Source organism: Phycicoccus flavus, assembly GCF_004025965.2.
Classification (GTDB): domain Bacteria; phylum Actinomycetota; class Actinomycetes; order Actinomycetales; family Dermatophilaceae; genus Phycicoccus; species Phycicoccus flavus.
Genome location: NZ_SAYU02000020.1, coordinates 23,387 through 46,646, shown reverse-complemented (window position 1 = coordinate 46,646; position 23,260 = coordinate 23,387). Strand labels below are relative to the sequence as shown.

Annotated in this window: 18 protein-coding genes; 13 read left to right on the top strand and 5 right to left on the bottom strand. The window is 77.1% G+C overall.

The window, feature by feature from the left end; all coding sequences use genetic code 11:
* Nucleotides 1–111 precede the first annotated feature (111 nt).
* Complete coding sequence (locus EPD83_RS08050) at nt 112–2,253, top strand: peptidoglycan-binding domain-containing protein (RefSeq protein ID WP_128366631.1); 2,142 nt, start codon at nt 112–114, stop codon at nt 2,251–2,253.
* Between the two features lie 27 nt (nt 2,254–2,280).
* Here the strand turns inward: EPD83_RS08050 and EPD83_RS08045 are convergent, their stop codons facing one another.
* On the bottom strand, nt 2,281–3,030 hold the full coding sequence (locus EPD83_RS08045) for a TIGR03089 family protein (protein WP_128366630.1): 750 nt from the start codon (nt 3,028–3,030) through the stop codon (nt 2,281–2,283).
* A gap of 43 nt (nt 3,031–3,073) precedes the next feature.
* Between EPD83_RS08045 and EPD83_RS08040 the strand changes: the two genes are divergently transcribed.
* Entirely contained in the window at nt 3,074–5,233 is a 2,160-nt protein-coding gene (locus EPD83_RS08040; protein ID WP_128366629.1) for a hypothetical protein, read from the top strand.
* A 36-nt stretch (nt 5,234–5,269) separates the two neighbouring features.
* Here EPD83_RS08040 and EPD83_RS08035 read toward each other — a convergent pair whose 3' ends face one another.
* A complete protein-coding gene (locus tag EPD83_RS08035; protein ID WP_165566438.1) occupies nt 5,270–6,067 on the bottom strand; it encodes an inositol monophosphatase family protein in 798 nt (265 codons plus the stop codon).
* Nucleotides 6,068–6,176: 109 nt separating this feature from the next.
* Between EPD83_RS08035 and EPD83_RS08030 the strand changes: the two genes are divergently transcribed.
* The 7 genes from EPD83_RS08030 to EPD83_RS08000 all read left to right on the top strand — a co-directional run bounded on the left by EPD83_RS08030 (nt 6,177) and on the right by EPD83_RS08000 (nt 15,072).
* Nucleotides 6,177–7,181: a DNA topoisomerase IB gene (locus tag EPD83_RS08030; protein ID WP_128368450.1), complete on the top strand. Its 1,005-nt coding sequence runs from the start codon at nt 6,177–6,179 to the stop codon at nt 7,179–7,181.
* Between the two features lie 599 nt (nt 7,182–7,780).
* A complete protein-coding gene (locus EPD83_RS08025) occupies nt 7,781–9,082 on the top strand; it encodes a glycosyltransferase (protein ID WP_235950409.1) in 1,302 nt (433 codons plus the stop codon).
* Nucleotides 9,075–11,000: a glycosyltransferase family 4 protein gene (locus EPD83_RS08020; RefSeq protein ID WP_205859463.1), complete on the top strand. Its 1,926-nt coding sequence runs from the start codon at nt 9,075–9,077 to the stop codon at nt 10,998–11,000. Before EPD83_RS08025 ends, EPD83_RS08020 begins: the two co-directional genes overlap by 8 nt.
* Before the next feature lie 7 nt (nt 11,001–11,007).
* Nucleotides 11,008–11,943 (top strand): lysylphosphatidylglycerol synthase domain-containing protein, encoded by a 936-nt coding sequence (locus EPD83_RS08015; protein WP_128367384.1) that lies wholly within the window; start codon nt 11,008–11,010, stop codon nt 11,941–11,943.
* Nucleotides 11,940–12,743 carry a class I SAM-dependent methyltransferase gene (locus tag EPD83_RS08010; protein ID WP_235950408.1) on the top strand — a complete coding sequence of 268 codons (804 nt, stop codon included), beginning with the start codon at nt 11,940–11,942 and terminating at the stop codon, nt 12,741–12,743. Before EPD83_RS08015 ends, EPD83_RS08010 begins: the two co-directional genes overlap by 4 nt.
* 58 nt (nt 12,744–12,801) lie before the next feature.
* Nucleotides 12,802–13,686 (top strand): DNA-3-methyladenine glycosylase family protein, encoded by an 885-nt coding sequence (locus EPD83_RS08005; RefSeq protein ID WP_235950407.1) that lies wholly within the window; start codon nt 12,802–12,804, stop codon nt 13,684–13,686.
* Nucleotides 13,687–14,229: 543 nt separating this feature from the next.
* Nucleotides 14,230–15,072 carry a hypothetical protein gene (locus EPD83_RS08000; RefSeq protein ID WP_128367382.1) on the top strand — a complete coding sequence of 281 codons (843 nt, stop codon included), beginning with the start codon at nt 14,230–14,232 and terminating at the stop codon, nt 15,070–15,072.
* On the opposite strand, the gene EPD83_RS07995 is transcribed toward EPD83_RS08000, so the two are convergent.
* Together EPD83_RS07995 and cofD are read right to left on the bottom strand one after the other, a co-directional pair.
* Entirely contained in the window at nt 15,044–16,135 is a 1,092-nt protein-coding gene (locus EPD83_RS07995; RefSeq protein ID WP_165566437.1) for a coenzyme F420-0:L-glutamate ligase, read from the bottom strand. The genes EPD83_RS08000 and EPD83_RS07995 overlap by 29 nt on opposite strands.
* Nucleotides 16,132–17,109, bottom strand: coding sequence for a 2-phospho-L-lactate transferase (gene cofD, locus EPD83_RS07990; RefSeq protein WP_165566436.1), 978 nt, complete (start codon nt 17,107–17,109; stop codon nt 16,132–16,134). Before cofD ends, EPD83_RS07995 begins: the two co-directional genes overlap by 4 nt.
* A gap of 267 nt (nt 17,110–17,376) precedes the next feature.
* Between cofD and EPD83_RS07985 the strand changes: the two genes are divergently transcribed.
* The 3 genes from EPD83_RS07985 to EPD83_RS07975 are packed head-to-tail and all read left to right on the top strand — an operon-like array spanning nt 17,377 to nt 22,299.
* Nucleotides 17,377–17,652: a WhiB family transcriptional regulator gene (locus EPD83_RS07985; RefSeq protein WP_128368524.1), complete on the top strand. Its 276-nt coding sequence runs from the start codon at nt 17,377–17,379 to the stop codon at nt 17,650–17,652.
* A 31-nt stretch (nt 17,653–17,683) separates the two neighbouring features.
* On the top strand, nt 17,684–20,806 hold the full coding sequence (locus tag EPD83_RS07980) for a glycosyltransferase (protein WP_165566435.1): 3,123 nt from the start codon (nt 17,684–17,686) through the stop codon (nt 20,804–20,806).
* A complete protein-coding gene (locus tag EPD83_RS07975; RefSeq protein ID WP_128367175.1) occupies nt 20,803–22,299 on the top strand; it encodes a DUF5719 family protein in 1,497 nt (498 codons plus the stop codon). Before EPD83_RS07980 ends, EPD83_RS07975 begins: the two co-directional genes overlap by 4 nt.
* A gap of 51 nt (nt 22,300–22,350) precedes the next feature.
* Here EPD83_RS07975 and EPD83_RS07970 read toward each other — a convergent pair whose 3' ends face one another.
* Entirely contained in the window at nt 22,351–22,767 is a 417-nt protein-coding gene (locus tag EPD83_RS07970) for a metallopeptidase family protein (RefSeq protein WP_235950406.1), read from the bottom strand.
* Between the two features lie 61 nt (nt 22,768–22,828).
* On the opposite strand from EPD83_RS07970, the gene EPD83_RS07965 reads away from it, so the two are divergent.
* Nucleotides 22,829–23,197 carry a DUF3499 domain-containing protein gene (locus EPD83_RS07965; RefSeq protein WP_128367174.1) on the top strand — a complete coding sequence of 123 codons (369 nt, stop codon included), beginning with the start codon at nt 22,829–22,831 and terminating at the stop codon, nt 23,195–23,197.
* Nucleotides 23,198–23,260: the final 63 nt, after the last annotated feature.

Genomic DNA, 23,260 nt, shown 5'->3' with positions numbered 1-23,260 from the left:
ACTGTGATGCCTGGGAATCGCGTGTGACGTGTGAGTCGTCCGAGACGAGTTCCGGGTGCACCCGGCCCCCTGCCCCCGGGTGCCCCCTGCCTGTCCGGACGGAGCCTGCGAGTGTCCCTGCCCAAGCCCGACTCCACGCCGCTGCGACGCGGCTCGGTGCGCGCCCTCGGTGCCCTGTCCGTCTCGGTGATGGCCGTCCCCCTCGTCGGCGGGACCGCCGACGCCGCGAGCGTCCCGCTGCCCCAGCCGAGCCGCACCCTGCCGAGCGGGCTGGACGTCACCCCGCCCTACCAGCGGGGCGTGCTCTGCCTCAACGAGAGCCAGCCGGGACCGATCGCCTTCGCCAAGCTCCTCAACGCCACCTACGGCTCGCACACCTACGGCGTGCTGCGCAAGTGCGACCAGGAGCACGGCGAGGGCCGGGCGCTGGACTGGATGCTCAACGCGTCCAACTCCAAGGACCTGGCCATCGGCAACGCCGTGACCCGCTGGCTCGCGGCGAGCGACAGCAAGGGCCGGCCGGCCGCGATGGCCCGGCGCTTCGGCATCAACTACATGATCTGGAACCGGCAGATCTGGAAGGCGTGGGACCCGGGCCGCGGCTGGCAGCCCTACACCGGCTCCTCGCCGCACACCGACCACATCCACATCTCCTTCACCTGGGACGGCGCGTACAAGCGCACGTCCTGGTGGACCGGCGTCCCCGTCGTCGACTACCTCACCGGCCCCCGCAGCGGCGGCTCGGGCACCTCGACCCCGGCCTCGAGCGACCCGGCCGACTACGTCAACGTCACGCTGCGGCTCGGCTCCAGCGGCCAGGCCGTCCGGGTGCTCCAGAAGGCCATCGGCGGCCTCACCGTCGACGGCTCCTTCGGCCCCGCCACCGACGCCCGGGTCCGCGAGTACCAGCGGTCCAAGGGCCTCACCGTCAACGGGGTCGTCGACAGCCGGGTCTGGAACGCCATCATCGGCCGGTCCGGCACGGGCAGCGGCGGCGGGACGTCGGGCTCCGGCTCGACCTCGGCCGACCCGGCCACCCTCGCGAAGTACGCCGGCACCGTGCTGCGCCGCGGCTCGCGCGGCACCGCGGTGTCGGTCATGCAGAAGGCCATCGGCGGCATCGCGGTCGACGGCTCCTTCGGGCCCGCCACCGAGGCGCGGGTCAGGGCCTACCAGCGCTCGAAGGGCCTCACCGCCACCGGCGTCGTCGACAGCCGGGTGTGGAACGCGCTCATGGGCAAGGGGACGTCCGGGTCCGGCACCTCCGGCTCCACCGCCTCGGGCCTGGCCCGGTACGCGGACACCGTCCTCAGCCGCGGCTCGCGCGGCACCGCGGTGTCGGTGCTGCAGAAGGCCATCGGCGGCATCGCCGTCGACGGCTCCTTCGGCCCGGCCACCGAGGCGCGGGTCAAGGCCTACCAGCGCTCGAAGGGCCTCACCGCCACCGGCGTCGTCGACGGCCGGGTGTGGAACGCGCTCATGGGCAAGGGGACGTCGGGCTCGGGGTCCACCGGCTCGTCCACCACGGGCGGCTCGCTCGCGCAGTACAGCGGCCTCACCCTGCGGCTCTGGAGCCGCGGCGAGGCCGTCAAGGCGATGCAGAGGGCCATCGGCGGCCTCACCGTCGACGGCTCCTTCGGGCCGGCGACGCTGGCCCGGGTCAAGGCCTGGCAGCAGAGCAAGGGCCTCGCGGTCGACGGCGTCGTCGACCGGCGCGACTGGGCGGTGCTCGCCGGCGGCTCGGCCGGCACGTCGGGGTCGTCCTCGTCGGGGTCCTCCACCTCGGGCGGCTCGTCCTCGGGCAGCTCCTCGGCGGTGGCGACGACCGAGCTCACCCGCTACAAGGGCACGACGCTGCGGCGCGGGTCCACCGGCGCGGCGGTCCGCGCCCTGCAGGACGCCCTCGGCGGGCTCTCGGTCGATGGCCGGTTCGGCCCGGCCACCGAGGCGCGGGTCGAGGCCGTCCAGCGGGCCGGCGGCCTCTCGGCCACCGGGGTCGTCGACGGACGCACCTGGGACGTCGTCGAGCGCCGGGCGCACCCGCTGCTGCCCTACTGGGGCACCGTCCTCAAGCGCGGCTCGCGCGGCTCGGCCGTCGTCGCGCTCCAGCGGGCGCTGCGGATCACCGCCGACGGGTCCTTCGGCCCGCAGACCGAGACCGCCGTCAAGGGCGCCCAGCGGGCCGCCCGGATCGCCCAGACCGGTGTCGTCGGCACCGTGACCTGGAAGGCCGTCGAGGCGCGGATGCGCTGACCCCCTTCCCAGCCCGGGCCGAGGGCGTCACCCGTCGCGGGTGACGCCCTCGCTCGTGAGACGGGCGGCGAGCACCTCGGGCTCGGGTGCGCCGCGGGTGAGGACCACCGACCCGTCGCCGGCCCAGACCTCCAGCAGCAGGTCGAGGAAGGCGCCGGTGTCGACGGTGCCGGTGTGCACCCGTCCGCCGGTGCCGGTGGGCACGAGGTCGGCGAAGGTGCGCCGGCCGTCGCGGGTGAGCAGGGCCGGCGCGGCGGGGTCGGGCTCGGCCAGCGGGACGAAGACGTCGCCGTGGGTCGCGACCTCGTGGGCCTCGTCGACGGCGCCCGCGGGCACCGGTCCGGTCGCCGAGCGGGCCAGCGCGGCGAGGGTGACGAGGACGACGTGCTCGGCGTCGGTGGCCGCCGCGGTGTCGGGGTCGTCGGTGACGAGGACGTCCGCCGCGGTGTCGCCGGTGTCACCACCGCCGTCGGTGCCGTCGCCGGCTCCCGGGACGACGACGCTCGCCCCGACCGACCAGGCGGCGAAGGCCCAGTAGGCGGTGCGCCAGTGCGGGGGCAGGTCGACGCGGACCGTGCGGCCGGGCTCGGCGTCGAGCTCGTCCTGGAGGAGGTTCGCGGCCTTGGCCACCCAGTTGGCGAACACCCGCGCCGACAGCTCCACCCGCTCGCCGGCGGTCGGGCCGTCGGTGTCGTCGTAGACGGTGATCCGCGGCCGGCCGGGGTCGGCGGCCATCATCCGGGCGAGCAGGGCGGCGGCGGAGTCGGCGACGGTCATCGCCCCGACGGTAGCAACGGGCGCCGCGGCTAGGCTCGCCGCCATGACCGCGCCCGCCCCGTCGACGTCCGCCGTGGCGCCGCCGGGGACCGCGGCGTCGGCCGCCGGGGACGTCCTCACCCGGGTCGGGCTCGCGGTCGGGCTCTGCCTCGCCGGGGTGACCGTGCTCGGCGGGCTGCTCGGCTGGGCCGGCTGGTGGACGCCGTGGGTGGCGTGGCCACTGGCCGTCGCGGTCGCGGCGGGCGCGGCGTGGGCGGTGCGCCGGGTGCCCGGCGTGGCGGTGACCCGCGGGGCCGCGGCCGGCCTCGTCGCGCTGTGCCTGGGCTTCGCCGTGTACGCCGGGGTCACCCACTCCGAGCACGTCCTGCCCCGCCGCGACGCCGCGAGCAACCTCCAGGCGGCGATCAGCCTGGCGACGACGCACGAGCGCGTCGTGCCGCTGGACGTCGCGGCCTTCGGCGGACCCGCCCTGCTCGAGCGCGGCGACGTCACGGCCGCCAGCGCCGCGTTCTACCAGGTCGGCCCGGCCGCGGACCCGTCGATCCAGCCCCAGTTCCTCATGGCGCCGGCCGTCGTCTACGGCTACGGCGTGTGGGCCGGCGGGGCGGTGCTCGCGCAGCTGCTGCCGGCGGTCGTCATGGGCGTGGCCCTGCTGATCGTCGGGCTGCTCACCGCCGCCGTCACCCGGCCCTGGTGGGGGGTGGCGGCGGCGGGGCTCACCGCGGTCCTGTTCCCCGTGCTCAACGTCGCCCGCGGCACCTACTCGGAGCCGCTGGCCATGGTCACGCTGTTCGGCGGACTCCTCGCGGTGACGCTGGCCGTGGCGCGGGAGCGTGGGCCCGAGGGGGTCGAGGTGCCCGAGCAGCCGGGGGCGGACGCCCGGCCGCCGGTTTCCTCGTGGTGGGGCGGGGGAGAGGTCGGGCGGCTGGCGCTTCTCGGCGGCGTGCTCGTGGGCGGCACCGGCCTCGCCCGTATCGACTTCCTCCGCGAGGTCATGCTCCTGCTGCCCGTGCTCGCCGTCGGCGCCGTGCTGGGGGCGCGCTGGGTGCGGCCGCTGCTCGCCGGGCTGGCGGGCTCGACCCTCGTCGCGCTCGGGCTGGCGTGGGCGCTGTCGTACCGCTACCTCGGGGACATCCACGCCAGCCTCGTCCCGCTGTTCGGGCTGCTGGCCCTCGTCGGCGTCGCGTCGTGGGTCGGGGTGCGGCTGTGGCGGTCGGGGCGGCGCCTGCCGGGTGGGCTGCTGCGGCGCGGGCCGGACCTCGCCGCCGGGCTCGTCGTCCTCGCCGGGCTCGTCCTGTGGTCGCGGCCGTGGTGGATGACGGTGCGCCAGGACCCGAACGACCCCGGCGCCCGCTACGTCGCGGGGATGCAGCGGCGCCAGGGTCTGCCGGTGGACGGCGGGCGGACGTACGCCGAGCACACCGTCGACTGGCTGTCCTGGTACACCGGGTGGGCGGCGCTCGTCGTCGCGCTCGTCGTCCTGGCGCTCGCGTTGCGCCGGACGCTGGTCGGCCTGCGCGCCGGGCGGCTGGAGCCGTGGGCCGCGGCCTACCTCGTCACCGCCGGCACGACCCTGCTCGTCCTGCTGCGCCCGGGCATCACGCCGGACCACCCGTGGGCGGACCGGCGGCTGCTCGTCGCGCTGCCGCTGGTCGTCGTGCTCGTGTGCGTCGCCGGGGCGTGGCTCGCGCAGCGCCTGCGGGCCGGTGGGCGGCCGCGGCTCGTCCCGGTGGTCGCGGCTCTCGTCGTGCTCGGGGTCGGGGTGCCGGCGGCGGTCGCCACCTGGCCGTTCCGCGGCGTCGGCGTCGAGCGTGGGTCGCTGGCGGCGGCGCGGGCGGTGTGCGCGGCGCTGCGGCCGGGCGATGTCGTCCTCGGCATCGACGGGCGGGCGTCGTCGGAGTGGCCGCAGACGGTGCGCGGGATGTGCGGGAACCCCTACCTCGTCGCCGCCACGCCGGTCCGCGAGGACCCGGCCCGGCTGCGCGAGGTCGTCGACGAGGCCGCGCGTGGGGCGGCGTCTGCGGGGAACCGGCTCGTCGTCCTCGCCGCCGACGGCCCGGAGGCCATCGAGGGGCTGGGCCTCACGCCCGAGTCCGTCGTCGACCTGCGCTTCCCCGAGGAGGAGCACGCCCTGGACCGCCCGCCGCGGCGGTTCGACCTCGGCGGCATCCGGGTGTCGGTCGCCGCCGTCCCCGCCCCCTGACCCCGGTGCCGCCGCCTCCGGCGGGCAGCGGGGCGGTCAGTCGCGCCGGAAGGCGGACGCGGCCCGGCGCTGCACGGCGCCGGCGGTGTGCGCGTCGACGGCGACGACGAGCCCCGGCCGCGTCGAGCGGGCCGAGTACGGGCTGCCGTCCGGGTGCACCACGGCGCCGCCGGCCTCGGTGACCATGAGCGTGCCGGGCGCGTGGTCCCAGGGGTTGGAGCGCGAGTAGACGATGTAGTCGGTCTCGCCCTCGACGAGCCGGGGGTAGTCGACGCCGCAGCACACCCAGGACAGGCGCATGGCCGGCAGCCCGTCGAGCGCGTGCCCGCGCAGGGACCACATCGACGTCGCGCCGCGCGGCAGGGTGCCCTCGGCGACGGGCGTCGTCGTCATCCGCTCGCCGTCGCGCCACGTGCCGGCGCCGCGCTCGGCGGTCCAGGTGACGCCGTGGGCGGGCTGGTGGATCCAGGCGCGGACGCTCTCGCCGCCGACGACCTCGGCGACCATGACCGCGTGGTCCGGCGAGCCGTGGACGAAGTTCTTCGTGCCGTCGACGGGGTCGACGGTGAAGGCGTGTTCGGCCGCGAGGTAGCGGTCCATGAGCCCGGCGTCGGCGGCGAAGGCCTCCTCGCCGAGGACGGCGGCGTCCGGGTAGGCCTCGCGCAGCGCGGCGGAGATGAGGGACTCGGCCTCGCGGTCGGCGACGGTGACGAGGTCGCCGGGGTTCTTCTCCATCACCTCGCCCTCACCGAGCGAGCGGAACCGCGGGGTGATGACCTGCGCGGCGACCTCGCGGAGCAGGTCGGAGACGGCGTCGGTCGAGAGGCCGGACATGCGCGCAACGGTCGCACACCCGTCGCCCCCGACCAAAACGGCACGGGACCACGCGTCGAAGCCCGCCGTCGACGCAGTCGGCGTCGGTGCGCGCGGCTAGGGTCGGGGCATGGCGAGGCTGCGTCGGGTGTCCCCGAAGTCGGCGGGCTGGACCCGCAAGCGGGTCGGGCGCAACTTCTCGTACCGAGACGCCAAGGGCGGTCCGCTGGCCAGGGAGGACATCGCGCGCATCAAGGCGCTCGCCATCCCCCCGGCCTGGCAGGACGTGTGGATCTGCCCGTACCCCACCGGGCACATCCAGGCCATCGGCACCGACGCCGCCGGCCGACGGCAGTACCTCTACCACCCGGAGTGGCGGGCCAAGCGCGACGAGCTGAAGTTCGACCGGGTCAAGGCCGCCGGCACCCGGCTGGCCCAGGCCCGCGAGGCGATCATCGCCGACCTCGCCGCCGAGGGGATGCCGCTGGCCCGCGCCGCCGCGACCGCCACCCGGCTGCTCGACCTCGGCTACTTCCGGATCGGGTCGGACGCGTACGCCGACGCCAACGGTTCGTTCGGCCTGACGACGCTCGAGCGGCGGCACGTCCGGCGCCGGGGCACCGACCTCGTGTTCAGCTTCGTCGGCAAGTCCGGCATCGAGCACTCCATCACCATCAGCGACCCGCACGTCATCGACTCCCTCAACTACATGCGGCGCCGGCGCGGCGGGTCCACGCGGCTGCTCGCCTACCGCGGCGAGGCGACGTGGGCCGACCTCCAGGCGTCCGCGGTCAACGAGTACATCTCGCAGATGGTCGCCGAGGACCTCACCGCCAAGGACTTCCGCACCTGGCACGCGACCGTCCTCGCCGCCGTCGCGCTTGCCGAGTCCCCCGAGAAGGGCGACACCAAGCGCTCCCGCAGCCGCGCGGTCAAGGCCGCCGTCGAGGAGGTCTCGGCCTACCTCGGCAACACCCCGACCATCGCGAAGAAGTCCTACATCGACCCACGCGTCATCGACCAGTACGAGGACGGCGTGACCATCGCCGAGACCCTGTCCCGCTCCTACCCCGACGACGGCCGCCGCCAGGCCGCGATCGAGAAGGCCGTCGCCCGGCTCGTAGACGGCGCCTGACCCCGGCCCCACCGTCGGTGCGGTGCGGGGGACGGTGGGCCCACGCGACACGCTCGGGCGCGTGCAGCGAACCCGTCGTGTTCGGGAGCGTTTTGCACGGGAGGGTTCCGCACTGGGGGCTGACGCGCGGAGGGTTCCGGCTGTCGGTGCGGCCCGGGGGACGGTGGGCCCACGCGGAACGCTCCCGCGCGTGCAGCGAACCCGTCGTGTCCGGGAGCGTTCCGCACGGGAGGGTTCCGCAGGGGGCGCACGCGCGGGAATGCCTCCGGCCGTCGATGCTGCCGGGGGACGGGTGGGTTGGTGCGGAATGCTCCCGCGCGTGCAGCGAACCCTTCGCTGTCGGGAGGGTTCCGCACGGCGGGGGTGTCAATCCGGGGGTCGCGTCGGGCGACGGTCGATTGGAAGCGGCGGGGGCGACGCGTGAAAGCCCAGACCGGTGCACGACGTGGGCCGAGGGGGTGGGGAGGCCATTTACGACAGGGGCCGACGGGGTGGATAGGCCATCTGCGACAGGGTCCGACGGGGTGGGGAGGCCGTGCGGAACGGGCACCGAGTGCGCCGCGCGGAGGGTGGCCGGCCCGCCGGTAGGCTCGCCAGCGATGAACGAGCACCCCGAGCCGCGCGCGTCCGACCCCTCGGGGCAGCCGGACCACGACGCGCTCCACTCCGCCCGCACCGAGCACCTCCCCACCCGTGACGCGTCCGGCCCGGCCGCCGACGGCGGCACCGCCCCGGTCACCGAGCGCCTCGAGGTCCTTCCGGCTGCCGACGCGCCCACCCACGGCGCCTCGGCACCGGCCGCCCCGACCATCGGCACCTCGGGACCGGCCGCATCGGCACCGTCGTCGACGACACCCGCGACCGGCCCCGGCCCCGAGGCGCCGCGCCCGGTCGAGGTGCGCCGCGGGGAGATGGCCGGCCGCGGCGACGACCCGTCCGCCACACCCCGGGCGGAGACGACCCGGACCAGCGCCGGCTACGTCATCGAGGACGGCCCCGACGGCCCCGGCCCGGCGCCGTACGTGACCGTCGTCCTGCCCTGCTACAACGAGGGCGCCCACGTGCTCAAGGAGATCGACCGGATCTCGCGGGTCCTCGAGGAGTCCGAGCTCACCTACGAGCTGCTGTGCATCGACGACGCGAGCACCGACGACACCCTCGAGGTGCTGCGCGACGCCCAGGTCGCCTACCCGCACGTGCGGGTGCTGCCGTTCCGGCGCAACGGCGGCTCGGGGACCGCCCGGCGGATCGGGACCCAGCAGTCGCGCGGCGAGATCGTCGTGTGGACCGACGCCGACATGACCTACGAGAACGAGCGCATCCCCGAGCTCGTGCGGATCCTGCGCGACGACATCACCTACGACCAGGTCGTCGGCGCGCGCACCACGGAGGAGGGCACCCACAAGTGGGCCCGGGTGCCGGCGAAGTGGCTCATCCGCAAGATCGCCGAGTGGCTGACCAAGACCCGCATCCCGGACCTCAACTCCGGCCTGCGCGCCTTCCGACGCGAGGTCTCGCTGCCCTACCTGCGCCTGCTGCCGGCCGGGTTCTCCTGCGTCACGACGATCACCATCGCGTTCCTGTCCAACCAGCACGACATCAAGTACGTCGAGACGAGCTACGCCAAGCGCGCCGGCGTCAGCAAGTTCCACTTCGTCAGCGACGCCTACCGCTACATCCTCCAGGTGCTGCGGATGGTCATGTACTTCGAGCCGCTCAAGGTGCTCATGCCGCCGGCGCTGTGGATGATCGCCATCGGCTTCGTCAAGGCCGTCGTCGACATGGTCCGCCACCCGTTCTACTTCCCCGCGAGCACGGTGCTGCTCGTCGTCAGCGGCATCATGATCGCCTCGCTCGCGCTGCTCTCCGACCTCGTCGTCCGGTCCCGCGACGGTGTCTGACGCCCCGGGCGGCCCCGGCGCGGGCGGCGGCCCGGGCGCCCCGGCACCGGGTGGCGACGCGACGCTGCGGGTCGCGCTCGTCGGCCCGACGCACCCGTTCAAGGGCGGGGTGGCGGCGCACACGACGACCCTCGCGCACGAGCTGGCCGACGCCGGCCACGACGTCACGCTCGTCTCCTGGAGCCACCTCTACCCGGCCGTCCTCTATCCCGGGGAGCAGGCCGTCCCCGGCGGCGCCCCGGACGTCGACCCGTTCCCGCGGACGATCCGGGTGCTGTCCTGGGCCCGCCCCGACACCTGGGTGCGCGCCGGCCGCCGCCTGCGTGACGTCGACGTCGTCGTCGTCGTCCACGTCGTGCCCGCCGTCGTCCCGGCGCACCTGGCGCTGCTGCGGGCGGCCGGGGCGGGAGGCGCCGGGCCGCGGGTCGTCGTCGTCGCCCACAACGTCCTGCCGCACGAGCCGCACCCGGGCGACCGCCGCCTCGTCGGCGCACTCCTCGGGCGCGCCGACGCCGTGATCGTCCACTCCGACGCCCAGGCCCGGGTGGCCACCGAGGTCGGCGCCCAGCGGGTCCGCGAGGTCGACCTGCCGCCGCACCTGCCCGGCGGCCCGCGCGAGCCCCGCCCCGAGCACGACGGCCCCGTGCGGCTGCTGTCGCTCGGCATCGTGCGCGACTACAAGGGCGTCGACCTGCTGCTCGACGCCCTGCGCGACGTCGACGGCCTCACCCTCACCGTCGCCGGCGAGCTCTGGGGCGACGCCGGCCGGCGGGTGCGCGAGCTCGCGGCCGACCCCCGGCTGGCCGGCCGGGTCGAGGTGCACGGCGGCTACGTCCCGGCCGACCGGATCGCCGGGCTCATGGCCCGCCACGACGTCCTCGCGCTGCCCTACCGCTCGGCGACGGCCTCGCAGAACGTCCTGCTGGCCCGGCGGCACGGCCTGCCGGTGCTCGCCGGCGCGGTCGGCACCTTCCCGCGGCAGGTCCGCGACGGCGTCGACGGCCTGCTCGTCGCGCCCTCGGACCGGGCCGCGCTCGTCGGCGCGCTGCGCCGCCTGGCCGAGCCGGGCGCCGTCGCCGCCCTCGCCGCCGAGGTCCGCGAGCCCGACCTCGCCGGCCCGTGGCTCGACTACGTCGGGGCGGTCGAGGCGCTCGCCGCGCAGCCGGCCGTCGTCGAGGAGCACGTCGACCCCACCGCGTCGCTGCCGCTCGGGCGGGTCGCCCGGGTACGGGCCACCGTCGCCGGCCTGCGGGCCAGGCGCCGCCCCGTGCTCGAGCTCGCGCCCGGCGACGTCCCCGACGAGGTCCGCGCCACCGACGTGCTCAGCGTCGACGCCCAGGCCCTGGCCGCCGCCGACGTCGCCCGCGACCTCGGGCTGCCCCGGGCCAAGGACCCGGTGGCCGCGTGGGCGGCGCTCGGGGCGGTGGCCTCGCTCGTGCGGGTGCTCGACGACCCGACGCGCTCGGGCGTCGTCGTCGACGAGTCCGGCAGCGGCAGCCCGTTCTCCCGCTGGGCACGCGCACTCGGCTTCGCCCCGGTCGAGCTCGAGCTCACCGGCCGGCGCGCCGCCATCGAGGTCCTCGACGTCGACACCGCGAGCCTCGACGTCGTCGCCCGTCTGCACCCCGGCGGCTGCACCGCGGCCGACGTCGACCACGTCGTCGGGCAGGCCTCGTGGGCGCTGCGCTCCGGCGGCCTGCTCCTCGTCACCGTGCCCGTCGGCGACGACGACCCCGAGTTCGCCGTCCGGCCGGCCGACGTCCGGGCCGTCCTGGCCCGCGCCGACGACCTCGGTCTCGCGCTCGTCGGCGACGTCGACGGCGAGCTGCTGTCGAGGCTGCGCGAGGCCCGCTCGACCTTCGGCGGCGGCGACTCGCCGGCGTACGCCGTCCTGCGGCTGACCTTCCGCCGGAAGTGAGCCTGCCGTGACCCGGGGCCGCGCGCTCGTCGCCGTCCGCTACGGGCTGCTCGTCCTCGTGCTGGCCGCCGTCGTGTGGGCGCTGGCCCGCAACTGGGGCGAGGTGTCGGCCGAGCTCGGGCGGATGTCGTGGCCGGTCGTCGTCCTCGCGCTGGTGCTCACCTGCGGTGCGCCGGTGTTCACGCTCGTCGGCTGGCGGGTGCTGCTCGCCGACCTCGGGACGACGCTGCACCTGGCCCCCGCGGCATCGGTGTTCTTCGTCGGGCAGCTGGGCAAGTACGTGCCGGGGTCGGTGTGGACCGTCCTCGCGCAGGCCGAGATGGGGGCCCGGCTCCAGGTGCCGCGGCGGCGGATGGCCGTCACCGGGCTGCTGTCCATCGGGCTGGCCATCCTCTGCGGCAGCCTGCTCGGGGTCGTCGCCCTGCCCCGGCTGCTGGCCCGCGGCAGCTCCCCGGTCACCGCGTGGGTCGTCGTCGCCGCGCTCGTGCTCGGGGCGGTGCTGCTGTGGCCGCCGCTGCTCAACGGCATCGTCGCCCGCGGCCTGCGGGTGCTGCGCCGCGAGCCGCTGGAGCACCGGCTCGGCGGCCGGGCGATCGGCGTCACCTGCGCCTGGTTCACCCTCGCCTGGGTCTCGGCCGGGGCGGGCGTGGCCGTCCTCGTCCGCGACCTGCAGCCGGACGCCTCGCTCGCCGACCTCGTCGTCGCCGGCGTGTGCGGGTTCGCCCTGGCGTCCGCCGCCGGGCAGCTGTCCGTCCTCGTGCCCGCCGGGGTGGGTGTGCGCGACGGCGTGCTGGCCCTGCTGCTCGTCACCTTCATGCCGTTGTCGGCGGCCACGGCGGTCGTCGTCGTCGCCCGCTTCCTCGCGGTCGTCGCCGACCTGCTCGTCGCCGGCGGCGGCTGGGCCTGGGGCCGTCGGCACCACCTCCTAGGATCGCCAGGGTGAGCGAACGGCAGCGGGACGAGCAGCTGGCCTACTCCGAGTCGATGGCGAAGATGCTCGACGAGGAGGGGCGCCGGCAGAAGGCGGCGAAGATCGTCGCCGTCGTCCGGCACGCCCTCGGGGTGGCGGACCTCGGCGGCCTGACGGCGGTCGACGTCGGGTGCTCCGCGGGGTTCATCGCCGACGAGCTCGCCCTGGCCGGCGCCCGCACGAGCGGGGTCGACATCGACGAGCCGGGGCTGGCGAAGGCGCGCGCCCGCTTCGGTGAGCGCGTCGACTTCCGGCTGGCCCGCGGGGAGGACCTGCCCTTCGAGGACGGCTCGGTCGACGTCGCGGTCCTCAACCACATCTACGAGCACGTCGTCGACCCCGAGGCCGTCGTCGCCGACATCCACCGGGTGCTGCGGCCGGGCGGGCTGCTCTACCTCGGCGTCGGGCACCGCTGGCAGGTGGTCGAGCCGCACCACCGGCTCCCGTTCCTGTCCTGGCTGCCGCGGCCGGCCGCCGACCGCTACATGCGCCTCACCCGGCGCGGCAGCGAGTACTACGAGCGCTACTACACGCCGGCCGGGCTGCGGCGGCTGTTCGCCCACTACGACGTCTGGGACTACACGCTGCCGGTGCTCGCCGACCCCGAGGCGTTCGCCGCCGGGGACAACGTCCCGGCGTGGGCGGCGCGGGTGCCCGAGCGGGTGCTGGCGGCCGGCCTGCCGCTCGTGCCGACCTACGTCTGGGTCGCGTTCAAGGGCCGGGCGGCGCCCGCCGGGCCGCCGCTGCGGGTGGCCCCCCGGCACGTGGGGTGACCCGGCGGTGACCGCGGACGGGGCGGTGCGCGTGGTCCGTGCCTCGCGTCCGGTCCCCGTGGGCGCGGTCGTGTCGATCTTCCGGCGCGGCGCCGGCGACCCCACGAGCCGACGCGACGATGCCGGCTGGTGGTTCGGCTGGCGCACCCCGGACGGTCCGGTGACGCTGCGGCTGTCGGCCCCCGGGGGCCACGGTCACGAGGTACGGGCGCAGGCCTGGGGCGGCGGCGCGTCCTGGATGCTCGACCAGGTGCCGGCCCTGCTCGGCGAGGAGGACGACTGCTCCGGGTTCGACGCCGACCTGCACCCGCTGGTGCGCGAGGAGTGGCGCCGGCGGCCGGGGTGGCGGGTCCCGCGGTCCGGCCTCGTCGTGCAGAACCTCGTGGCGTCGGTCATCGAGCAGAAGGTCACCGGCAAGGAGGCGTTCGCGGGGTACCGCCGGCTCGTCCGGCGCTTCGGCGAGCCCGCCCCCGGCCCGGGGCCCGAGCTCGGGCTCGCCGTGCCCCCGACGCCCGCCGGCTGGGCCGCCGTGCCGTCGTGGGAGTGGCTGGCGGCCGGCGTCGACCCGGGGCGCTCGCGGACCGTGTCGGCCGTCGTGCGCTACGCGGGACGGCTCGAGGAGTGCGCCGCCATGCCCGCCGACGCCGCCCGGGCCCGGCTCACGGCGGTCCCCGGGGTCGGGCGGTGGACCTGGGCCGAGGTCGCGCAGCGGGCGCTCGGCCTGCCCGACGAGGTGAGCTTCGGCGACTACCACGTCGCCAAAGACATGACCTGGGCGCTCACCGGCACCCCGCAGGACGACGACGCCCTCGCGGAGCTGCTCGAGCCGTGGCGCGGGCACCGCTACCGGGTCCAGCGGCTGCTCGAGCTCGGCGGCCACCACCGTCCCCGCCGCGGCCCGCGCATGTCGACCCCCACCCACCTGCCGACCCGCGGCCGCTGACCCCGTCGCACCTTTCTCGCCTGATCCCGCAAGTTTCGGGTTCGCCGGGCTTCAGAGGCCGCGCGACCCCGCCGACGCCCGCAACTTTCTCGCCTGATCCCGCAAGGTTCGGGTTCGCCGGGCTTCGCAAGCCGCTCGACCCCCGCCGACGCCCGCAACTTTCTCGCCTGATCCCGGAAGGTTCGGGTTCGCCGGGGTTCCGAAGGTGCGCGAACCCCAAGGTTCCGGGATCAGGCGAGAAAGTGCGGCGGGGCGGGAAGGGGCGACGGGGCGGCAACGTGGGGCGGACGGCATGTGCGCCGTGGGACGGACGGCATGTGCGCCGTGGGACGGGGACGGGGACCTGGGGCGGAGGGGCTGCGACGGGTGTTCGGCTGCGCGGGAACAGGGATGAGGGGCTGCGCGGGAACAGGGGTGAGGGGCTGGGGGGAGTGAGCGGAGGGGCTGCGACGGGTGTTCGGCTGCGCGGGAACAGGGGTGAGGGGCTGGGGGGAGTGAGCGGAGGGACTGCGGGGGACGGCCGGCGCGGGTTAGCCTCGGCGCATGAACCGGGGGTTGGGGATCACTGTGCTGTGCTCGGTGGCCGTGCTGGCTCTGGCGGGCTGTTCGTCGGCGTCGCCCACGCCGTCCGGGGGCGAGGCCGGCGACGGCGGGCCTGACCTGAGCCCGTCGCTGCTCACCGAGGCGCCGGTCGGGACCAGCGTGCCGTTCAAGGACGCGGCCGGCGTCCTCGACGCCGCCGCGCGGCGCGACGGGTCCTGGGAGGCGTCGTGGAAGGACCCGACGGGGAGCGCGGACGGGCCGGGCGTCCGCTCCTCGACGGTCGGGGGCGAGCGGTGGGTGGCCACCCTCGGCCCGGACGAGGATCGCCCGGGCGAGGCGCAGGTCGTCTCCGTCATCACTCCCGACGCGGTGTACCTGCGCGCGGGCGACATCTTCCACGGGCTCGTCCCGGCCGACCGCTGGGTGCGCGAGGACGCCCTCGCCGACGAGACCGTGCGCGGCATCGCCACCAGGCTGGCCTGGGTGCCCGACCTCTTCGAGCTGGCCCCCGGCGCACCCGTCGAGGTGCTCGGCCGCGAGGGCGGCCGTACCCGGCTGCGCGTCGTGCTCGACCAGGCGGCCTGGGGCCGGGGGAGCTCCGGACCGTGGCTCACGCTGGAGATCGCCAACCCGACGAGGCCCACGACGACGACGACGTGGACCGTCGGCGACGACGCCCGGGTGCTGGCGATCGAGACCGACGACCCCGCCGCCGCACGCCGCATCACCTGGCGTTACGGCGCGCAGGTCCCCCGAGTGCAGGCACCGCCGCCGGACCGCGTCTGGACGATGGGCGAGGCGGTCGCGGCCGCGTTCAGGGCCCAGGAGTCGGCAGGCTCGTGAGCCGCACCGTGACGCCCGACCCGGTCCGCGAGGCGACGTCGGCCATGAGGTCCTCGGACGCCGCCGCCACCTCCAGCCGGACGACGAGCCGCCCGAGGTCGTAGCCGTCCGGCGCGGCCAGGCCGACGTCGGCGCCGTCGGCGTCCACGGCGACGTCGGCCGAGCCGTCCGGGACCCCGTGCAGTGCGAGGGCGACGACCCGCCCGACCCGCACCCCGAGCGGCTCCGGCACGACGGAGCGCACGCCGACCTCGTCCGACGCCGCCGACCCCGGCGCCACCCCGAGGGCCGCCCGTAACGCCTCGACGTGCCCCGTGGCGAACCAGTCGCCCGGCCCGAGCCGGACCAGCGCCGCGGCCCCGGCGTCGTCCTCGGGGCCGACCGCGAACCAGGACGCCGGCAGCCCGCGGACGAGCGCGGCCGGCACGCCGTCGGCCTTGCCCTTGACGAGGTCGGCGGCCGCGGCGACCTCGTCGGCGACGGCCCGCGCGGTGACGAGCAGCGGCCGGCCGTCGTGGTCGACCCCGCCGCGCAGGTCGTCGAGCACGACCATCCCGGCGGCGCCGAGCGCGAAGTCGGTGAGGCCCGCCCGCCACGGACGCCCGGCGGTGTCGGACAGCACGACCCCGAGCGGCGTGTCCTCGGGCAGGTCCGCAGCGCGCAGGAGCGCCGCGCGCAGTGCCGCCGCCTCGGCGTCGGGGTCCTCGGGCAGCAGCAGCACGGCGTCGTCGGGGCCGGTGTTCGACGCGTCGACCCCGGCGGCGGCCATGACCGGCCCGGCGACGGACTCGACGACCCGGGTCACCGCGCCGGTCGTCCCCACGCGCTCGGCGACGACCCGCCGGGTGTGCGCCTCGACCGCCGACGCTCGGTCACCGTCCCAGGTGAGACCGCGCGCCTTGGAGACGACCTTGCTCGACACGACGAGGCAGTCGCCGGGGGAGAGGGCCGACTCGGACGAGGCCAGCGCGGCCAGCAGCAGCCGCGCGAGGTCGTCGCCCGTCCGCACCTCGGGCACGCCGGTCAGGGCGTGCACCTCGACCCGGGAGGCGGCTGCGCTCACGCGGCGACGGCGGTCGCGAGCCGCAGGGCGTGCGCCGCGATACGGCCGGTGGCGGGGACGTCGGACATGAGCAGCGGACCGTCGAACGGCTCGACCCGCGCCCGGGCCAAGACGGTGCCGGCGTCCGCGGGGTCGACGAGCCAGGCGTCGAGGAAGTCCTCGTAGAGCCCGCCGACGGCCGCCGCGGTCGACTCGACCCCGATGGCCGCGAGGCAGGCGTCGGCGTGCCCACGCACGGGGCGGCCGGAGATGAGCGGCGAGACCCCGACGACCGGCGCCGCCGTCCCGCGCAGCGCGTCGCGGACCCCGGGGACGCCGAGGACGATGCCGATGGAGACGACCGGGTTGCTCGGCGGCAGGAGGACGACGTCGGCCTGCCGGATGGCGTCGAGGACGCCCGGCGCCGCGGCCGCCCGGTCCAGCCCGGCGACGACGAAGCGGCGGGCGGGCAGCGACGCCTGGTGCCGGACCCACCACTCCTGGAAGTGGATCGCGCGCTCGCCGCCGTCCTCGTCGTCGACGACGACGTGCGTCTCGACCGGGGTGTCGGTCATCGGCAGCAGCCGGATGCGGCGGTCCGGGAGCCCCCAGCGCCGTGCGAGCCGGGCGGTCACCTCGGAGGGCGTGAGCCCCTGCGAGAGCCACAGCGACCGGGCGACGTGGGTGCCGATGTCGCGGTCGCCGAGGCCGAACCACTGCGGCGCGACGCCGTACGCGGCGAGCTCCTCCTGCACCCGGTGGCCCTCGTCGGACCGGCCCCAGCCCTGGCTCTCCTCGACCCCGCCGCCGAGGGTGTAGAGGAGGGTGTCGACGTCCGGGCAGACCCGCAGCCCGAAGAGGGTGATGTCGTCGCCGGTGTTGGCGACGACGGTGACCTCGGCGTCGGCGAGGCCCGGGGTGGTGTCCAGGTGGTGCCGGAGCCCGCGGACGAAGCGGGCGCCGCCGACACCCCCGGCGATGGCCGTGATGCGCATGTCCGCCAGTCTGTCAGCCCGGCCGGGCCGCGCGGCACACGGTGGACCGACACCGGCCGCCGTCCGGGGGGCCGGCCGGGCGACCCCGGGCCGGGCCCGACCTCCGCGGGGTCCGCGGCCGAGTCCGTACCACAGACCACCGACACGGAGAAATCGGACCGATAACACCGAACGGCTTGACGAGCGCGGCATGACACGCGTGTAATTCCATGCATGTACTCCGGAGGGACCGCCCGGGGGACGAGGGTCGAGGGTCGAGGAGGCACCATGCAGGAGCTGTATCTGGTCGAGGGACTGCTCGGGGACGTCGAGCCGGAGGAGGGTGCGCTGTCCTGGCAGGAGCGCTCCCTCTGCGCGCAGACCGACCCGGAGGCGTTCTTCCCCGAGAAGGGCGGGTCCACCCGCGAGGCGAAGAAGGTGTGCGTCTCGTGCGAGGTGCGCTCGGAGTGCCTCGAGTACGCGCTCTCCAACGACGAGCGCTTCGGCATCTGGGGCGGGCTGTCCGAGCGCGAGCGGCGCAAGCTGAAGAAGCGCGCGGTCTGAGGGCCCGGCCCTCCGCGCCGCCCCGCCGTCCATGACGCTGGCCCCCTCGCGCCCCGAGGACGCCGCCGCGGCCGCCGTCGCCGGGGCCCGGCCCCCGGTCGTCACCGCGGTGCTCGTCAGCCGCCGCGACCCCGCCGGCGCCGCCGAGACGCTCGACGCCGCCCTCGCGCAGTCGCTGCTGCCCGACGAGGTCCTCGTCGTCGACCGCAGCGACGGCAGCACGAGACCGGGACCCGACGGCACGCCCGGGCCGACGCTGGCCGACCTCGTGGCCGTCGTCGCCGAGCGGCACCGGGTCCCGGTCGAGGTCGTGGCCGTCGACCCCCGGCTCACCGCCCGGACCGCCGCCTACCGGGTCGTGAAGTCCCGGCCGGCGCCCGAGGACGCCCCGTCGCTGCTGTGGTTCCTCCCGGTCGGCACCGCGCCCGAGCCGACCGCCCTGGTCCGGCTCGTCGACGCCTGGCGCCGCTCGCCCTCCACCGGTCTCGTCGGGCCCAAGCACGTCGACGCCCAGCTGCCGAACCGGCTACGCGCCCTGTCCATCCGCACCACCCGCGGCGGGCGGCTGCTGTCGCGGCCGCTGCCCGGCGAGCCCGACCAGGGCCAGTACGACGCGACGACCGACGTCCTCGCCGTCCCCTTCGCCGGCTCCCTCGTCGAACGCGACCTCCTCCTCGGGCTGCGCGGCTGGGAGACGAGCTTCGGCGACGTCGGCGCCGACCTCGACCTCGGCTGGCGCGCCCAGCTGAGCGGCCGGCGCGTCGTCGTCGTCCCGTCCTCGCGGGTGCGCTCCGAGCCCGGCGTCGCCGTCGCCACCGCGACGAGCGCCGGGCGCCGCCGCTCGGCCCGCCGGGTGGCCCTGGCCCGGGCGCCGTGGTGGTCCGCGCCGTTCCTCGCCGCCTGGGTCGCCGTCACCTCCGTGCTCGCCGCGCTCGGCCTGCTGCTGCTCAAGCGGCCGCGGGCGGCCTGGGCCGAGCTCACCGCCCTCACCTCCCTGGACCCGGTGCGCGGCGCGAGCGCCCGCTGGCGCACCCGCAACCGGCCCGAGGTCCGCCGCCGCGACCTCGCGATGCTCTTCGAGCCGCGCCGGGCCGTGCTCACCGGCTGGGGCGACGCGGTGCACCACGCCCTCGTCCCGCCGCAGCCGCCCATCGGCGACGCGTCGGCGGACCTCAACCCGCGCTCGTGGGTCGTCAAGGTCGTCCGGCACCCGGGGGTCGTCGCCGTCGCCGCCACCCTCGCCGTGGCGGTCGCCGCCGGCCGCTCGCTCGGGCTCGGCGTCGTCACCGGCCTGTCCGGCGGGCTCACCGGCGGCGAGCTCGTCGGCGCCCGGGCCGACGCCGCGGCGCTGTGGCACGCCTGGCGCGACGGCTGGTCCGGCCCGGGGCTCGGCGGACCGGACCCCGCCGGCCCGTCGTCGGTGCTGCTCGCCGCCCCCGCCTGGCTCGTCGACCACGTCCCGCTGCTGCCGCAGCCCGTCTCGCCCGGCGGGCTCGTCGTCGGCGTCCTCGTCCTGCTCGCGATGCCGATGGCCGCGTTCTCGGCCTACCTCGCGCTGCGGGTCGCGGCCCGCGGTCGCTGGGTGCGCACCCTCGGCGCCGTGGCCTGGGCCTGCTCGGCGCCGGTCGTCGGCGCGGTCGCCCAGGGCCGGCTCGGCGCCGTCGTCGCCGCCCTGCTGCTGCCGGGCGTCGGGGCGGGGCTGTGGCTGCTCGCCAACCGGCGGGCCACCGCCACCACCGCCTTCGCGACGGCCCTGGCCGTCACCGTGCTCGGCGCCTTCGCGCCGGTGTTCGCTGCCCCGGCCGTGCTCGCCGCGCTCGTCCTGGCGGTCGTCCGGCGCGGCGTCACGGTCCACGCCCTCATCGCCGCGCTCGTGCCCGCCGCGCTGCTCGCCCCGTGGCTGCTCACCCAGGTCCCCGCCGGCTGGCCCGCGCTCGTCGCCGGGGTGGGGCTCGCCCAGTGGGGCGGCGAGGTCCCGGAGCCCTGGCGCCTCGCCCTCCTCGACCCCGGCGGCACCGGCACGCCGCCCTTCTGGACCTCCGCGCCGCTCGTCGTCGCGGGCGTCGCGGCCCTGGCCGGCCGGCGTCGCTGGCGGGGCGCGCCCACGACGCTCGCCCTCCTCCTGCCCGTGCTGCTCGCCGTCGCCCTCCTCGCGCCCCGGGTGCGGCTCGGCACCGTGCCCTCGGGCGCCGAGCCCGCCGGCGCCGCCATCACCCCCTGGGCGGGCACGCTGCTGCTGCCGGTCGTCCTCGTCCTCGTCCTCGCGCTGGTCCACGGCCTCGACGCGCTGCCCGTCGCTTCCCGCGGCCGCGTCCGCCTCCTCGCCGTCCGTAGTGGCACCGGGCTGGCGGCCGCCTCGGTCGCGGCGCTCGCCGCCGGGGCGGTCCTCGCCACCCTCGGCTCCTCGCTCACGCCGTGGCGCGACCCGCGGCCGGCGGTCTCGGTCGACCAGGCCTCCGGCGCCTTCGCCACCCGGTCGCTCTTCGTCGTCCCCGGCACCTCCGGCGCCGCCTACCGGTTCGTCGGCCGCGAGGACGCCGAGCTCGTCCGGGCCTTCCCGGTGCCCGGCGCCGCCGACACCGCCGTCGCCGGGCAGGTCACCGACCTGCTCGCCGCCGCCCCGGGCAGCTCCGCCCTCGTCGACGCCACCGCCGCCGACCTGCTCGCCGTCCGCGGCGTCCAGGTGCCCGAGGTCGTGCGCCGCCTCGACGCCACCGACGGCCTCCAGGGCATCTCGCCCCGTGACGGCTGGCGCCTCTGGCGGCTCAGCCCGGTACAGGAGCGCGCCCAGGCCCTCGTCGCCCCGCCGCGGCTGCGGATGGAGACCCGCGGCAGCACCTCGCTCGTCGAGACCACCGGCCTCAACGCCGCCACCGAGACCACCCTCGAGGTGCCGCGGCGGGCCCGGCTCGTCGTCGCGCAGCCGCAGGGCTGGACCGAGCACGCCGTCGTCCGCGCCGACGGCCGGGTGCTCACGCCGGTGGCCGACGCCGACTCGCCCACGTACCCGTTGCCCCGCGGCACCGTCCGGCTGAGCATCGAGGTCACCGACCCGCAGCGCTGGTGGCACCTGGGCCAGGTCATCGGGCTCGTCCTCCTCGCCTTCCTCGCCGTCCCGTTCGGCCGCCGCGAGTCCCGGGTGGTGCGGCGATGAGCCGCGCCGTCGACACCGCGCGCCGCGGCCTGCGGGCGCTGCGTCCCGCCCTGCCCGGCGCCACGCGGGTGGTCGCCGGCGCCGGCGCCGCGGCGGGTCTGGTGTGGGCCGCCACGACGGTGCCCGGCGCGCTCGACCTCGCCGCCGCCAGCGGCAGCGCCGCGGCCCCCGTCGCCCGGACGAGCCTGGCCACGAGCGTCGCGGCCATGTGCCCCGGCACCGAGCTCAGCGGCATCCCCGGCGTCGACGACCGGCGGGTCGACGGCCGCGTCGAGGCCGTCACCGGCCCCGAGGACCTCCTGCCGGTGCCCGCCGACGGCGCCGGCCGGGCCCGGCTCGTCGGCGACGACGGCACCCTGGCCGAGCTCACCGCGCGCCCCGACGCCGTCGAGGAGGACCTGCCCGACACCGGCCCCGTCCTCCTCACCGCCGACGGCGCCCTCGCCCCGGCGGTCACCGCGACCCAGGAGTGGCTGCGCACCTCCTCCGACCTGCGCGGGCTCGTCACCACCCCGTGCCTGCCCGCGTCGTCCGACCTGTGGCTCGTCGGCGGCGGGGACGGACCCGGCCGCCAGGAGCGGCTCGTCCTCGCCAACCCCGGCGGCAACCCCGTCACCGCCACCGTCACCGTCCTCGGCGGCGCCGGGTCGGTCGCGCCGCCGCAGGCCCAGACCGTCCCCGCGGGCGGCCGCACGACCCTCCTGCTCGACGCCGTCGCCGGGACCGAGGCCATGCCCGTGGTCCACGTCGTCGCCGACGGCGGCGGGCTGCACGCCACGCTCACCGACACCTGGCTCGACGGCAGCACCCCGCTCGGGGCCGAGACCGTCGTCCCCACCGCCGCGCCGGGCACCGTCCAGGTCGTCCCGGCGACGGTCGTCTCCGGCCGCACGACGCTGCGGGTCGCCGCGCCGGGGGAGGACGAGGCCGTCGCCAGCGTCACCCTGCTCGGGCCCAAGGGCCCGGTCGCGACGACCGAGGACACCGTGCTCACCGTGCCCGCGGAGGGCGTCGGCGAGCTGCGGCTGCCCGACGTCCCCGACGGCGTCTACACCGCCGTCGTCCGGGCCGACGTGCCGGTCGTCGCCGCCACGCTGAGCACCGTCGGCGACCCCGAGTCCCGCGGCGACCTCGCCTGGTCGGTGTCCGCCCCCGTCGTCACCGAGGTCGCCGGGCTCGCCCTGCCGGACACCCCGAAGGTGTCGCGGACCCTGCACCTGGTGAGCACCGGCGGCGCGAGCACCGCCGACGTCACCCTCGTCGTCGACGGGGAGGAGCGGACCCGGACGGTGGACCTGCTCTCCGAGCGCTCCACCGACGTCGACCTCGAGGACGCGAGCGCCGTCTGGGTGCGCCGCGGCAGCGGGGCCGGCGCGCTGCGCGGAGGCGTCGTGTCCACGGCGGGCCGGGGCGGGTCGGCCGTCCTGTCGGTCGTGCCGCTGGAGCCGGTGGCCGTCACCTCGCCGGTCAGCCGCTCCTTCCCGATGCCCTGAGCCGCGACGGCACGACCGCGGAACGCCGGGCCGCCGGACCGTCCGCCCCGGTCAGTAGTCGTCCGCGAGCCCGGGGTCGATCTCCTCGGGCGGCACCCCGAGCAGCGCGGCCACCTGCTCGGTGACGACCTCCCGGACGATCTCGGCGAGGTCCAGCTCGTCCGAGGCCCGGGCCTCGACGGGGCGCCGGTAGACGACGACGTGGTCGGGCCGCGAGCCGTCGGCGCGCACCAGCCGGCCGAGCGGCGGGGTCTGCTCCTCCCACGGCGCGGGGTCGGTGGGCGGGACGTCCTGGACGGCGAACTCGGTCGCCGCGTACCGGGAGCGCAGGTGCGGGCGGACCCGGTCGGCGGCGTCGAGGACGAGGTCGTCGAAGCGCTCGCGGCGGGTCGTCATGGCGGGCACCTGCGGCCACGCCAGGGGGCCGCGGACGCCGCGGCCGTGGCGGTCTCGTCGGCGCGGGCTCACGGCCCGAATGCTACGGCGTGCCTGCGCCGGGCCGGGCGCCCTCCGGTCTAGGGTCGCGGACGTGAACCTGTCGCGGAAGTGCACGAAGACGGGCTGCCGCGAGGCCGCCGTCGCGACGCTCACCTACGCCTACTCCGACCGCGCCGCCGTGCTCGGTCCGCTCGCGACGTACGCCGAGCCGCACACCTACGACCTGTGCGCCGAGCACGCCCACCGGCTCACCGCGCCGGTCGGCTGGGAGGTCGTGCGGCTCGCCACCGAGTACCCGGACCCCGAGCCGACGCCGGACGACCTGCTCGCCCTGGCCGACGCCGTCCGCGAGGCCGGCCGTCCGCGCCGCGCGCCGCAGGCCGCGCCGCCCGGACCGCTGGCCGGCGAGGTCGCCCGCCGCGGGCACCTACGGGTGCTGCGCGGCAGCGCCGAGGCCTGAGCGCCCCACCCCCGGGCGGCCCCGCGGCCGCCGCCGTGGACCCTCTCCCCGCCGTCCCGGCGC

Coding starts and splice junctions, on each gene's coding strand:
- EPD83_RS08035 (WP_165566438.1), bottom strand. CDS start 6,067: ATGTCCGGCCTCTCGACCGACGCCGTCTCCGACCTGCTCCGCGAGGTC.
- EPD83_RS08025 (WP_235950409.1), top strand. CDS start 7,781: ATGAACGAGCACCCCGAGCCGCGCGCGTCCGACCCCTCGGGGCAGCCG.
- cofD (WP_165566436.1), bottom strand. CDS start 17,109: ATGCGCATCACGGCCATCGCCGGGGGTGTCGGCGGCGCCCGCTTCGTC.
- EPD83_RS07980 (WP_165566435.1), top strand. CDS start 17,684: ATGACGCTGGCCCCCTCGCGCCCCGAGGACGCCGCCGCGGCCGCCGTC.
- EPD83_RS08045 (WP_128366630.1), bottom strand. CDS start 3,030: ATGACCGTCGCCGACTCCGCCGCCGCCCTGCTCGCCCGGATGATGGCC.
- EPD83_RS08000 (WP_128367382.1), top strand. CDS start 14,230: ATGAACCGGGGGTTGGGGATCACTGTGCTGTGCTCGGTGGCCGTGCTG.
- EPD83_RS07985 (WP_128368524.1), top strand. CDS start 17,377: ATGCAGGAGCTGTATCTGGTCGAGGGACTGCTCGGGGACGTCGAGCCG.
- EPD83_RS08030 (WP_128368450.1), top strand. CDS start 6,177: ATGGCGAGGCTGCGTCGGGTGTCCCCGAAGTCGGCGGGCTGGACCCGC.
- EPD83_RS07975 (WP_128367175.1), top strand. CDS start 20,803: ATGAGCCGCGCCGTCGACACCGCGCGCCGCGGCCTGCGGGCGCTGCGT.
- EPD83_RS08040 (WP_128366629.1), top strand. CDS start 3,074: ATGACCGCGCCCGCCCCGTCGACGTCCGCCGTGGCGCCGCCGGGGACC.